This is a genomic window from Curvibacter sp. PAE-UM (genome assembly GCF_001432305.1).
In the GTDB taxonomy this organism is placed as follows: domain Bacteria; phylum Pseudomonadota; class Gammaproteobacteria; order Burkholderiales; family Burkholderiaceae_C; genus Hylemonella.
The window spans coordinates 3,066,087-3,079,307 of sequence record NZ_KQ483358.1; the positions used below are offsets into that span (position 1 = coordinate 3,066,087).

The following is a 13,221-nucleotide window of genomic DNA, read 5'->3' on the forward strand; positions in this document are numbered from 1 at the left end:
CTGCAAGGTTTACGGCCGCCGGCTTTAGACAGCCCAACAGACTTGAGACGAAACAGCCCGCAGGCATTAGCGCTCGCCATTAGATAGCCCCCTGCACAGGGGGATATGCCCCACGCGCGCGGATTGCAGCGCCTATCCACCAACTGTTGCCCGCCTCTTCTCGACCGTATGTCATACGAGACACCGATCAATCAGATCGACAGGAGCAGATCAGCCCGCTTCGCATGCAGGCGTCCCACCAGCTCTCGGATCTCGGCCTCGGACCTTCCGGCGATGCGGGCCGCACAGATTGCCCGCACCTCCACGTCAGGCCAGCCCACCGACCTCTGGCCGATCAGCACCGGCTTGGTGAACAGCCCGTCCCGGATTGCGTTGTAGATGCTCGCATGCGAGCGGTGCCCAGTTTCAGCCTTGACGGCTGGCATCCTCAAAATAGCCATAGTTGCCCATCCTTGACCGGCTTTATCTGCCGTTGTTTCGATGGGTTGAACTATTCCTGTTTGCGATCTTCTTCGGAAGTACCTGTGCGCTGCAGCGGCGCGCCGCTGCAATGCATCGGCTAGCTGGGATTTGGTGCTCCTCGTAAAGCTCTGCGTGCTGAAGAAAAAGACATTTCTAGGCCTGCACACTCTTGCTCAGCACAAAGATCCTTGCTTGAATATTTCCCTGATGACCAGACGGCCCGGATCTTCTCTCTCTTTTCGCGGCTTCCGCCGGGCTGCCCATGTCGTTTTTCGGCTGCCTTTTTCGCTCGCCTGGTGGCCTGCAATTGCATGTCGGCTCTCTGGCGGACGTTACGTTCCGCCATGACCAACGCTGCTACGGCAGCGTCTGCTAGATCATTGACTTTTCTTTCTTGGTCCTTGGCAAATTCTTGGACCGCTTCAACGCTTGACCTAGCAGAACGTCTCCGCTCGTGAGCATCCAGGATGTAGTTCGCGAGAATGCTTACAGCCTCCTCTTGCGACAACAGGTCTTTCAACTTGTTCACGACCGCAGCATGCCTCTCCGAGGGCGCCGTCGACTCAATCAACTCCCCGAACAGACCCCCATGTGATTCAGACACATTCATCTCCCCGCTCCAGTGGCACGAAGCGGTACGACTTCCGCGCCCGCCGCCAGCTTGTCCAAGTAGTCTGCCCACCGCTGCATCATGTCGGTACGCTGCTTTAGATAGGTGGTGCGGTTGTAGGCCCGTCCGTTGGCGTCTTTCACGGAATGAGCCAGCTGCGCCTCAATGACCAAAGGATCTAACTCCAGCTGCTCAGCGAGCATCGTGCGCGCTGTCGCCCTGAATCCATGCCATGTCTGGATCTCAGGGGTGTAGCCCATGGAAATCAGGGCAGTGCGCACCGAGTTGTCGGAGATCGGTCGATTGCGGCTGCGCTCCCCGGGGAAGACGTGCACAAGGTTGCCGGTGTAGCCCTTCAAGCCCTTCAGAATCTCGACCGCCTGCCTGGGCAGGGGGACCAGGTGCGGGTCACCGTTTTCCTTGCCATCCTTGGTGCGCTTCATCCTGGCAGAAGGAATCGTCCATAACGCAGCCTCTAGGTCGATCTCTGACCACTCGGCAGCACGCAGCTCCCCAGGACGCTGGAGCAACATGGGGGCCAGTTGCAACGCTGCACGAACAATCGGGCCACCTCTGTAAATCCGGATCGCTCTGATCAGAGCCCCCAACTTCACCGGTTCAGTAATGGCTGCAAAGTGTTTTCCCCGGTAGGGCGTCAGCGCCCCTTTCAGGTCGGCCGTGATGTCCCGAGCTACCCGCCCTGAGGCCACGCCGTATCGCCACACCTGGCGGGCCAACATCAGATCTCGATCGGCCGTTTCAACAGCGCCTCGTTCTTCCACTTTGCGTAGCGTGACCAGCAGTTCCACCGGCTCGATGTCCGCCAGCCGTCGATCACCGATCCAGGGGAAGAGGTCACGCTCCAGTTGCCGCTTGGCCCTGACAGCATGGGCCTCGCTCCACTGGGATTCTTGCTTCTCGTACCACTCCAGCGCCACCACCTTGAAGGTGTCGCCAGCGGGATTGGTCGCCTTGAGTTTCTGCAGCTTTCGGGCCTGCACTGGATCGACACCGGCGGCCTTCTGCTGCTTCGCTGCGTCTCGTGCCCTGCGTGCCGCCGTCAGACTCACCGCGGGGTAGCTGCCCAGCGCCAGCTGCTTTTCCTTGCCGCTCACCCTGTACTTCAGGAACCAGCGCTTTGAACCACTGGCACCGACCTGGAGGTACATCCCCCCGGAGTCGGAAAACCGGACCTGCTTCTTATCCGCCGGGCAGACGGCATTTCGGCACTGAGCATCTGTCAACATTGGATGACCTCCCCACCAAGTCAATACTTGTCGCCACACACATCGGGGGTACAGCCGGCTTCAGCCCGTACCCCCAACACTACGAAAAAGTGAGATTGCACCCCCGCTTGCACCCCCACCCTGCGCTGGCAGTCAGTATATCCCCCTGTACACCAATGCAACCTAAGCCATTGATTTTCAAAAGAAAAAGGCCGCTAACTGTATGTCGTTAGCGGCCTTTATCGGGTCGTATGGTGGAGCTGGGGGGATTTGAACCCCCGTCCGCAAGCCTTGTTCGAGCAGATCTACATGTTTAGCGGTCTGATTTGGATCTCGCTACTGGCATCGCGCAGTCGCACGCTATGCCAGCCGCCAGCACCCTATTTTCTCGTCCGTTGCTAAGGTACCCAGCCCCGGACCAGCCGATGAAATTATCTTTACAGCCGGGAGGCTTGCGCCCCCTTGCCCAGCCCATCGGCCTGCTGTTGTAAAGCTCACTGGCAATTAAGCAGCGAGTGCGAAACGTTCGTCGTTTGCAGTTAGGTTTTTTGAATCAGTTTTACGAGCACATTCAGCTCGACATGCACCACATCGCGTCCGAACCCACGTCGAAACCAATGCAGCCCCAAGGTTTCTATTTTAGGCCTGTTCGAGCAATTGCAAGAGCTCGCCCGGAGAATTGATCAAAGCGTGGGCGCCCCAGCTGGCCACATCGGATTTCTGGCCCAGGTAGCCGTAGGTGGCGGCCACCGTGCCCATGCCGGCCGCCAGGCCCGCCACGATATCGCGCTCGTCGTCGCCCACGTACAGGCAACGCTGCGGGTCCAGGTCCAGGCGGCGCGCAGCCTCGAACAAAGGCGCCGGGTGCGGTTTGGGGTGCGGCGTGGTGTCGCCGCCAATGATGGCCCGTGCGCTGGCAAACAGGGGCATGGCGCCCGTCAGCGGCAGGGCAAAGCGCTCGATCTTGTTGGTCACCACGCCCCAGGCCAGTTCTCGCTGCAACAGCGCCTCGATCAACTCGGCCACGCCGGCAAAAGCGTAGGTACGCACCGTCATGCAGCGCTCATAGTTGGCCATGAACTCCTCGCGCAGGTCGTTGTAGCCCGGATCTTCCGGCGTCAGGCCGAAGGCCACGCCGATCATGCCGCGCGCGCCGGCGCCGGCCATCGGCCGGTACATCTCGGCCGGCAGCGACGGCAGGCCACGGGTGGTGCGCATCTGGTCGGCAGCGGCGCCCAGGTCAGGCGCGCTATCGATCAGGGTGCCGTCCAGGTCAAAAAAGACGGCCTCGATGCCGGCAAAAGACCTCATCACAGTTCAGGCTTGCGGGTGGCCAGCAGGTAGTTGACGCTGGTGTCGGCGCTGAGCCAGTAGCGCCGGGTCAGCGGGTTGTATTCCATGCCGCGCGTGGGCCCCAGTTCCAGGCTGGCCTGGCGGCAAAAACGGGCCAGTTCGCTGGGGCGGATCATCTTGGCGTACTCGTGGGTGCCACGCGGCAGCAGCTTGAGGATGTACTCGGCGCCGACGATGGCAAACAGGAAAGACTTGGGGTTGCGGTTGATGGTGGAGAAAAACACCCAGCCACCGGGCTTGACCAGCGTGGCGCAGGCCTGGACCACGGACGCCGGGTCCGGCACGTGCTCCAGCATCTCCATGCAGGTCACCACATCAAAACTGCCGGGCTGCTCGACCGCCAGTGCCTCGGCACTGATCTCTCGGTAGTTCACATTGGGTGTACCGGCTTCCAGGGCATGCAGCTGTGCCACCTTGAGGGCCTTGGTCGACAGGTCGATGCCCGTGACCTGCGCGCCCTTGCGCGCCATGGAATCGGACAGGATGCCGCCGCCACAGCCAATATCGAGCACCTGCTGGTCGGCCAGCGGCACCAGGCCGTTGATCCAGTCCAGGCGCAGCGGGTTGATCTGGTGCAGGGGGCGGAATTCGCTCTCGGGGTCCCACCAGCGGTGGGCCAGCTCGGAAAACTTGGCAAGTTCGGCCGGATCGGCATTCACGGTAATCGTCATGGGTCGATTATCCGACAGCTCGCAAAGATCCATGCTCCAGAAACGACAAACCCCGCCGAAGCGGGGTTTGTTTCAAGTCATCAGCAGATTACTTGTTGGCGCGGGTGCCGACCACTTCGATTTCCACGCGACGGTTCTTGGCGCGGCCTTCGGTCGTGCGGTTGTCGGCCACGGGCTGCTTCTCGCCTTTGCCTTCGGTGTAGACGCGGTTCTTGTCGATGCCCTTGGAGGTCAGATAGGCCTTCACGGCTTCGGCGCGACGCACCGACAGCTTCTGGTTGTACTCGTCGGTACCGATGGAGTCGGCGTGACCCACAGCGATGATGACTTCCAGGTTGATGCCCTTGACCTTCTCGGCCAGATCATCCAGCTTGGCCTTGGCGTCAGCCTTGATGACGGACTTGTCGAAGTCGAAGAAGGTGTCGGCGGCGTAGGTCACCTTGACGGCAGCGGCGGGCGGCGGGGCAGCCGGACGCGGAGCAGCAGCCGGAGCGGGTGCCGGAGCAGGGGCCGGAGCGGGTGCCGGAGCAGCCGGGGCAGCCTGCGGTGCCGGGGTGGGTTCGGGGGTGGAAGCACAACCGGCCATCACCAGTGCGACTGCAGCGAACAGGGCTGCCACGGAATTCAGTTTTTTCATGGTTCTCCTCTAACGGATTGGGGCCTGAGCGGCACGGCGGTTAAATGGAAGGCATTCACTGTGATGAGCGCCACCCGACTGTCTTGTGCATTGTGCCATATCAAACCCGGTGGTCAACCGGCGAGACGCGACGCGGGCGCATGCCTGCTGGGCTTGCCGATGGTCTGTTGCAGCAATGCGACATGGCCGGCACTTTAGAATCCTGGATTGCCCACGCCCGAGCTCATCTCTCCCATGACCCAATTCGCCAAGGAAACCCTGCCCGTCAGCCTCGAAGAGGAGATGCGCCGCAGCTACCTGGATTACGCCATGAGCGTGATCGTCGGGCGGGCCCTGCCCGATGCCCGCGATGGTCTCAAGCCGGTGCACCGGCGCGTGCTCTTCGCGATGCACGAGCTCAACAACGACTGGAACCGCGCCTACAAGAAATCGGCGCGTATCGTGGGCGACGTCATCGGTAAATACCACCCGCACGGTGACCAGTCGGTCTACGACACCATCGTGCGCATGGCGCAGGACTTCTCCATGCGCCACATGCTGGTGGACGGCCAGGGCAACTTCGGCTCGGTGGACGGCGACAGCGCGGCGGCCATGCGTTACACCGAAATCCGCCTGGCCAAGATCGCCCACGAGATGATCGCCGACCTGGACAAGGAGACGGTGGACTTCGGCCCCAACTACGACGGCTCGGAAAAAGAGCCGCTGGTCCTGCCCAGCAAGCTGCCCAACCTGCTGGTCAACGGCTCGGGCGGCATTGCCGTGGGCATGGCCACCAACATCCCGCCGCACAACCTCAACGAGGTCGTCGATGCCTGCCTGCACCTGCTGCGCAACCCGGACGCCTCCATCGACGAGCTGATGGAGATCGTGCCGGCGCCCGACTTCCCCACCGCCGGCATCATCTACGGCATGCAGGGTGTCAAGGACGGCTACCGCACCGGCCGCGGCCGCGTGGTGATGCGCGCCAAATGCCACTTCGAGGACATCGACAAGGGCCAGCGCCAGTCGATCATCGTCGACGAGCTGCCCTACCAGGTCAACAAGAAGACCCTGCTTGAGCGCATTGCCGAGCTGGTGCACGAGAAGAAGATCGAAGGCATCAGCCACATCCAGGACGAATCCGACAAGTCCGGCATGCGCGTGGTGATCGAGCTCAAGCGCGGCGAAGTTCCCGAGGTGGTCCTCAACAACCTGTACAAGCAGACCCAGCTGCAGGACACCTTCGGCATGAACATGGTGGCCCTGATCAACGGCCAGCCCAAGCTGTGCAACCTGAAGGACCTGATCGAGGTCTTCCTGGACCACCGCCGCGAAGTTGTGAGCCGCCGCACGGTGTTCAACCTGCGCAAGGCGCGCGACCGCGGCCACGTGCTCGAAGGCCTGGCCGTGGCGCTGGCCAACATCGACGATTTCATCGCCATCATCCGCAACGCCCCCACACCGCCGGTGGCCAAGGCCGAGCTGATGGCCAAGCCATGGGACAGCAAACTGGTGCGCGAGATGCTCACCCGTACCCGCGCCGACGGCGGCGTGGTCAATGCCGACGACTACCGCCCCGAAGGCCTGGAAAAGAACTACGGCATGGGCAACGACGGCCTGTACCGCCTGTCCGACACCCAGGCCCAGGAAATCCTGCAAATGCGCCTGCAGCGCCTGACCGGCCTGGAGCAGGACAAGATCGTGACCGAGTACAAGGATGTCATGGCCGAGATCGAGGACCTGCTCGACATCCTGGCCAAGCCCGAGCGCGTGGCCGTCATCATCGGTGAGGAACTGGGCGCCATCAAGCAGGAATTCGGTCAGGGCAAGCTCGGCGCGCGCCGCAGCCAGGTCGAGCACAACGCCCAGGACCTGGCCACCGAAGACCTGATCACGCCCACCGACATGGTGGTGACGCTCAGCCACGCCGGCTACATCAAGAGCCAGCCTCTGTCCGAGTACCGCGCCCAGAAGCGCGGCGGCCGCGGCAAGCAGGCCACGGCGACCAAGGAAGACGACTGGATCGACCAGCTCTTCATCGCCAACACGCACGACTACATCCTGTGCTTCTCCAACCGCGGCCGACTTTACTGGCTCAAGGTCTGGGAAGTGCCCGCCGGCTCGCGCGGTTCGCGTGGCCGCCCCATCGTCAACATGTTCCCGCTGCAAGAGGGCGAGAAGATCAACGTGGTGCTGCCGCTGACCGGTGACAACCGCAGCTTCCCGGCCGATCACTATGTCTTCATGGCCACTTCCATGGGCACGGTCAAGAAGACCTCGTTGGACGAATTCTCCAATCCGCGCAAGGCCGGCATCATCGCCGTTGACCTGGACCCGGGCGACTTCCTGATCGGCGCGGCGCTCACCGACGGCCAGCACGACGTGATGCTCTTCAGCGATGGCGGCAAGGCCGTGCGCTTCGACGAGAACGACGTGCGCCCCATGGGCCGCAATGCACGCGGCGTGCGCGGCATGATGCTGGACGACGGCCAGGGCGTGATCGCCATGCTGGTAGCCGAAGACGAACAGCAAAGCGTGCTGACCGCCACCGAGAACGGCTACGGCAAGCGCACCAGCATCACCGAGTACACGCGCCACGGCCGCGGCACCAAGGGCATGATCGCCATCCAGCAGAGTGAGCGCAACGGCAAGGTCGTCGCCGCCACCCTGGTGCATGCCGACGACGAGATCATGCTGATCACCGACAAGGGCGTGCTGGTGCGCACCCGCGTTTCCGAAATCCGCGAACTCGGCCGCGCCACCCAGGGCGTGACCCTGATCGGCATGGACGAAGGCGCCAAACTCAGCGGCCTGCAGCGCATCGTGGAAAACGACGCGAATGGCGCCGAAGGCGCCGAGGGCGAGACCGGCGACGCGGAAGACGCCAGCTGATGCAGCGCCCCTACAACTTCTCGGCCGGCCCGGCCACCATCGCGCCCGAGGTGCTGCAGCAGGCCGCCAGCGAAATGCTGGACTGGCACGGCAGCGGCATGGGCGTGATGGAGATGAGCCACCGCGGCAAGGAGTTCATCAGCATCTATGAGCAGGCCCAGGCCGACCTGCGTGAGTTGCTGGCCGTCCCGAAGAACTTCCACATCCTCTTCATGCAGGGCGGCGGCCTGGCCGAAAACGCCATCGTGCCGCTCAACCTCTCGCGCGGCGGCACGGTCGATTTCGTGCTCACCGGCACCTGGAGCCAGAAGTCCATCAAGGAAGCACGCAAATACTGCAAGGTGAACGTGGCGGCCACCGACGAGGCCAACGGGTTCACCCACCTGCCCGCTCCGGCCAGCTGGAAATTGAGCCCGGATGCCAGCTACGTGCACCTCTGCTCCAACGAGACCATCCACGGCGTCGAATTCCACGAGCTGCCCGACCTGAAGGCGCTGGGCTCGAAGGCGCCGCTGGTGATCGACTTCTCCTCCCAGGTCGCCTCGCGCCCGGTGGACTGGTCGCGCGTGGGCCTGGCCTTTGGCGGCGCGCAGAAAAACATCGGCCCGGCCGGCCTGACCCTGGTCATCGTGCGCGAGGACCTGCTGGGCCACGCCCAACCGGCTTGCCCCAGCGCCTTCGACTACAAGACCGTGGCCGACAACGAGTCCATGTTCAACACCCCGCCGACCTACGCCATCTACATGGCCGGCCTGATCTTCCAGTGGCTGAAAAAGCTGGGTGGCGTGCCGGCCATCGAGGCGCGCAACATGACCAAGGCACGGCTGCTTTACGAGGCGATCGACAGCTCGCAGTTCTACGTGAACCGGGTGGCGAAAGACTGCCGCTCGCGCATGAACGTGCCCTTTTTCCTGCGCGACGAGTCGCGCAACGACGCTTTTCTCGCCGGCGCCAAGGCCGCCGGCCTCTTGCAGCTCAAGGGCCACAAGTCGGTCGGCGGCATGCGCGCCAGCATCTACAACGCCATGCCGCTCGAGGGCGTGCAGACCCTGGTCGAGTACATGCGAGAATTTGAGCGCACGCAAAGCTGACCATGGCCAAGACACTCCCCGAACTGCGCACCCAGATCGACGCCCTGGACCAGGAGCTGCTCGCCCTGCTGAACCGGCGCGCCGCCCTGGCCCATGAAGTGGGCGAGATCAAGAAGGTCGAAGGCTCGCCCGTCTTTCGCCCCGAGCGCGAAACCCAGGTCATCACCAGCCTGCAGGCCGGCAACCCGGGGCCGCTCAAGCGCGACAGCGTGGCCACCATCTGGCGCGAGATCATGTCGGCCTGCCGCGCCCTGGAAGCACCGCAGCGCGTGGCCTACCTCGGCCCGGCCGGCACCTTCAGCGAACAGGCGGCCGAGCAGTTCTTCGGCTCCAGCATCGAACGCATGCCCTGTGGCAGCATCGACGAGGTCTTCCGCGCCACGGCCGCCGGCAGTGCCCAGTTCGGTGTGGTGCCCATGGAGAACTCCACCGAGGGCATGGTGTCGCGCTCGCTCGACCTCTTCCTGGCCTCGCCCCTGCACGTGATCGGCGAGACCAGCCTGCTGGTACGCCACAACCTGCTGCGCCAGAGTGATACGCTCGAAGGCATTACAGCGGTCTACGCCCATCCGCAGGCCCTGGCCCAGTGCCAGAACTGGCTCAACACCCATCTGCCCCATGCCGAGCGCCACGCCGCGGCCAGCAACGCCGAAGGCGCGCGCCTGGCCACAACCAACCCGGCCTGGGCCGGCATCGCCAGCGAACGCGCAGGCAGCGAGTTCGGCCTGCACGTGGTGGCCCACGCCATCCAGGACGACGCCTACAACCGCACCCGTTTTGCCGTGGTCTGCCTGCCGCAGACCCTGCCCACGCCGGAAGCCTCGGGCAAGGACTGCGTGAGCCTGATCGTCTCGGTCCCCAACCGCCCGGGTGCAGTGCACGATTTGCTGGTTCCCTTGAAAAAACACGGCGTGTCCATGACGCGCTTCGAGTCGCGTCCGGCGCGCTCCGGCCAATGGGAATACTATTTCTACATCGACATCCAGGGCCACACCTCGCAGCCCCATGTCGTCGCCGCTTTGCAGGAACTGCAGGCCCTCTGCGCTTTCTACAAAGTCCTTGGCACCTACCCGGTATCTGAATAATGAGCCCCCACGTTCATCACTTCGTGTATTCACTGCCCCCCGAGGGGGCGCAAGCCTCCCTTGGGGCGGCCCTGCGAGAGTCTTATGTTTGAACAGTTGGGTCTGATCGGTTGCGGCCTCATGGGCGGTTCCTTTGCACTGGCGCTGAAACGCGCCGGCCTGGTCAAGCGCGTGGTCGGCTACAGCAAGTCGCCCTCCACCACTGAGCGCGCCCGCAGCCTGGGCGTCATCGACGTTGAAGCCCCCTCGGCCCTGCTGGCCGTCTCGGGCGCCGACATCGTGCTGATCGCCGTGCCGGTCTCGGCCACCGAGGCCACCTTCAAGGCCATCAAGCACCTGGTCACGCCGCAGATGCTCATCATGGACGTGGGCTCGACCAAACGCGACGTGGTCGATGCCGCGCGCCGCGCGCTGCGTGAACAGATCGGCTCTTTCGTGCCGGCCCATCCCATCGCCGGCAAGGAAGTCTCGGGCGTCGAGCATGCCGACCCCGACCTGTACTCCGGCAAGCAGATCATCCTGACCCCCATCGAGCGCACCCACGCCCCCCAGGTGCAGCAGGCCATCGACGTCTGGTCCGCCCTGGGCTGCAATGTGCTCAAGATGACGCCCGAGTCGCACGATGCAGCCTTTGCCTCGGTGAGCCACCTGCCGCACCTGATCGCCTTCGCGCTGATGAACTCCATCACCGGCCAGAACCAGGGCAAGGACTTCCTGTCCCTGGCCGGTCCGGGCTTCCGCGACTTCACGCGCATCGCTGCCAGCGACCCGCACATGTGGCGCGACATCATGATCTCCAACCGCGAGGAATTGCTGACCCAGTCCAAGCTCTTCCAGCGCAATCTGCAGGCGCTCGAACTCATGATCTCCAACGGCAACGCCGACGCGCTCGAAGAGCTGATCGGCCAGGCCAGCCAGGCCCGCGCCAACTGGAGCATGAACAAGAACCGCCGCTGAGACGCCCTCCTCCGCGCCGATGTATTCCACCGCCTTTCTCGACCTGCCGCCGCTGACGGGCGCGCACGGCCGGGTGCTACTGCCCGGCTCCAAGAGCATTTCCAACCGCGTGCTGCTGCTCTCGGCCCTGTGCCGCGGCCGCACCACCCTGCACGACCTGCTCGACTCCGACGACACCCGCGTCATGCTGGCCGCCCTGCGCCAGCTGGGTTGCGGGGTGCAGCAGGACGGCAGCACGGTCGTCATCGACGGCCTGGACGGCAAGCTGCCCGCCACCGCCCTGAAGTTCTTCATGGGCAATGCCGGCACCGCCATGCGCCCGCTCACCGCTGCGCTGGCCGTGCTGGGCGGTGACTTCGAACTCTCGGGCGTGCCGCGCATGCACGAGCGGCCTATCGGCGACCTGGTCGACGCGCTGCGCCCGCTGGGCTGCGTCATCGATTACCTCGGCAACGAAGGCTACCCGCCGCTGCGCATCGGCCACCCAAGTCTCCAGCTCGATGCCCCGATCAAGGTGCGCGGCGACGTTTCCAGCCAGTTCCTCACCGCCCTGCTGATGGCCCTGCCGCTGGTGGCCATGGATCGAGCCCCCACGCTCGGCACTAACGTGTCCTCGCTGCCCCCCGAGGGGGCTGTCCAGTCTTGGGGCGGCCCGGCGGCTGGACGGGACATCGTGATCGAGGTCGTCGGCGAACTGATCTCCAAGCCCTATATCGAGATCACGCTCAACCTCCTCTCGCGCTATGGCATCACCGTCCAGCGCGAGGGCTGGCAGCGCTTCACCATCCCCGCCGGCAGCCGCTACCTGTCGCCCGGCGTACTGCACGTGGAGGCCGACGCCTCCTCGGCCAGTTATTTCATCGCCCTGGGCGCCATCGCCGCCGATGCAGCCACGCCGGTGCGCATCGAAGGTGTGGGTGAGAGCTCCATCCAGGGCGACATCAGGTTCGTCGACGCTGCCCGCCTGATGGGCGCGCGCGTGACGGGTGGCCCCAACTGGCTCGAAATCTCCAGAGGCGACTGGCCCCTCAAGGCCATCGACCTCGACTGCAACCACATCCCCGACGCCGCCATGACCCTGGCCGTGATGGCGCTGTATGCCGACGGCCCCAGCACCCTGCGCAACATTGCGAGCTGGCGCGTCAAGGAAACCGACCGCATCGCCGCCATGGCCACCGAGCTGCGCAAGCTCGGCGCCACCGTGGAAGAAGGCACGGACTTCATCCGCATCACGCCCCTGGTGAGATCCGGCTGGAAACCGGCCAGCATCCACACCTACGACGACCACCGGGTCGCCATGTGCTTCTCCCTGGCCGCTTTCAACCCAGCCGGGCTGCCGGTGCGCATCCTGGACCCCAAGTGCGTGGCCAAGACTTTCCCGGACTATTTCGAAGCCCTGTTCTCGGTCACCACCCCCGCGGCCGGCGCCGTGCCGGTGCTCTGCGTGGACGGCCCCACGGCCTCGGGCAAGGGCACGCTGGCGGCGCTGCTGGCCGAGCGCCTGGGCTACCACCTGCTGGACTCCGGCGCCCTCTACCGCGTGACCGCGCAAGCCGCCCTGCGCGCCGGGCTGGCGCTGGAGCCGGAGAACGAAGTTGCCATCGCCGCCCTGGCCCAGCGCCTGCCGGTGCGCTTCGAAGGTGAGCGCGTGCTCCTGGACGGAGAAGACGTCAGCGCCATCATCCGCAGCGAACAAGGCGGCATGAACGCCTCCAGGGTCTCGGCCCTGCCGGCCGTGCGCACGGCCCTGGTGGCCCTGCAGCACAGCTTTGCCCGCCTGCCCGGCCTGGTGGCCGACGGCCGCGACATGGGCACAATCATCTTCCCGGACGCCCCCTTGAAGGTGTTTTTGACCGCCAGCGCCGCAAAACGGGCCGAACGGCGTCATAAGCAGTTGATTTCAAAGGGAATTTCGACTACAATTGAAACCCTTCGTGCCGATCTGGAAGCGCGTGATGCCCGGGACATGTCCCGCAGCGTCGCACCTCTCGAACCGGCGCAGGACGCCCGGTTGCTGGACAACTCGGATCTGTCGATAAAAGAGTCGGTGGATCTCGTGCTGGACTGGTGGCAGGGCAAACAGCCGTTCGGACCCGTCTGAGCGACTGAGAGGCCCGCCCGGCTCCCCTCGCGCAGCAAGCGCTTCGGCCGAGTGGTTCAACAACGCAACCCCGCGGATCATCCGCAAAAATCGCCGTCGAAAGCTACCCCCCAGTCGCAATGGTGCGGCTGTCACGCCATGGCCTTCAAGCCATGGA

Annotated in this window: 11 protein-coding genes and 1 other RNA gene; 5 read left to right on the forward strand and 7 right to left on the reverse strand. The window is 64.3% G+C overall.

What is annotated here, in order from left to right; genetic code table 11:
• Positions 1-191: 191 nt before the first annotated feature.
• The 7 genes from AO057_RS14675 to ompA form a co-directional block, all read right to left on the reverse strand.
• The gene (locus tag AO057_RS14675; RefSeq protein ID WP_240480790.1) at positions 192-425 is read right to left on the reverse strand and encodes a helix-turn-helix transcriptional regulator; all 234 of its coding nucleotides are present in this window, start codon (positions 423-425) and stop codon (positions 192-194) included.
• Between the two features lie 134 nt (positions 426-559).
• Positions 560-991: a hypothetical protein gene (locus AO057_RS17875; RefSeq protein WP_156404566.1), complete on the reverse strand. Its 432-nt coding sequence runs from the start codon at positions 989-991 to the stop codon at positions 560-562.
• A gap of 77 nt (positions 992-1,068) precedes the next feature.
• Positions 1,069-2,319, reverse strand: coding sequence for a tyrosine-type recombinase/integrase (locus tag AO057_RS14680; RefSeq protein WP_057676651.1), 1,251 nt, complete (start codon positions 2,317-2,319; stop codon positions 1,069-1,071).
• 231 nt (positions 2,320-2,550) lie between these two features.
• Positions 2,551-2,925, reverse strand: a transfer-messenger RNA (tmRNA) gene (gene ssrA / locus AO057_RS17585).
• A 12-nt stretch (positions 2,926-2,937) separates the two neighbouring features.
• A complete protein-coding gene (locus AO057_RS14685) occupies positions 2,938-3,609 on the reverse strand; it encodes an HAD-IA family hydrolase (protein ID WP_057676652.1) in 672 nt (223 codons plus the stop codon).
• Positions 3,609-4,322 carry a bifunctional 2-polyprenyl-6-hydroxyphenol methylase/3-demethylubiquinol 3-O-methyltransferase UbiG gene (gene ubiG, locus AO057_RS14690; protein WP_057676653.1) on the reverse strand — a complete coding sequence of 238 codons (714 nt, stop codon included), beginning with the start codon at positions 4,320-4,322 and terminating at the stop codon, positions 3,609-3,611. Before ubiG ends, AO057_RS14685 begins: the two co-directional genes overlap by 1 nt.
• An 88-nt stretch (positions 4,323-4,410) precedes the next feature.
• On the reverse strand, positions 4,411-4,959 hold the full coding sequence (ompA, locus tag AO057_RS14695) for an outer membrane protein OmpA (RefSeq protein WP_156404567.1): 549 nt from the start codon (positions 4,957-4,959) through the stop codon (positions 4,411-4,413).
• A 234-nt stretch (positions 4,960-5,193) separates the two neighbouring features.
• Between ompA and gyrA the strand changes: the two genes are divergently transcribed.
• From gyrA to AO057_RS14720, 5 genes are all read left to right on the forward strand, one after another.
• Positions 5,194-7,830: a DNA gyrase subunit A gene (gene gyrA / locus AO057_RS14700; RefSeq protein WP_057676654.1), complete on the forward strand. Its 2,637-nt coding sequence runs from the start codon at positions 5,194-5,196 to the stop codon at positions 7,828-7,830.
• Positions 7,830-8,921: a 3-phosphoserine/phosphohydroxythreonine transaminase gene (serC, locus tag AO057_RS14705; protein WP_057676655.1), complete on the forward strand. Its 1,092-nt coding sequence runs from the start codon at positions 7,830-7,832 to the stop codon at positions 8,919-8,921. Before gyrA ends, serC begins: the two co-directional genes overlap by 1 nt.
• Before the next feature lie 2 nt (positions 8,922-8,923).
• Positions 8,924-10,006: a prephenate dehydratase gene (gene pheA, locus AO057_RS14710; RefSeq protein WP_057676656.1), complete on the forward strand. Its 1,083-nt coding sequence runs from the start codon at positions 8,924-8,926 to the stop codon at positions 10,004-10,006.
• A gap of 84 nt (positions 10,007-10,090) precedes the next feature.
• Positions 10,091-10,963 carry a prephenate dehydrogenase gene (locus tag AO057_RS14715; protein ID WP_057676657.1) on the forward strand — a complete coding sequence of 291 codons (873 nt, stop codon included), beginning with the start codon at positions 10,091-10,093 and terminating at the stop codon, positions 10,961-10,963.
• 19 nt (positions 10,964-10,982) lie between these two features.
• Positions 10,983-13,064, forward strand: a complete 2,082-nt coding sequence (locus AO057_RS14720; RefSeq protein WP_057676658.1) for a bifunctional 3-phosphoshikimate 1-carboxyvinyltransferase/cytidylate kinase — start codon at positions 10,983-10,985, stop codon at positions 13,062-13,064.
• Positions 13,065-13,221 lie beyond the last annotated feature (157 nt).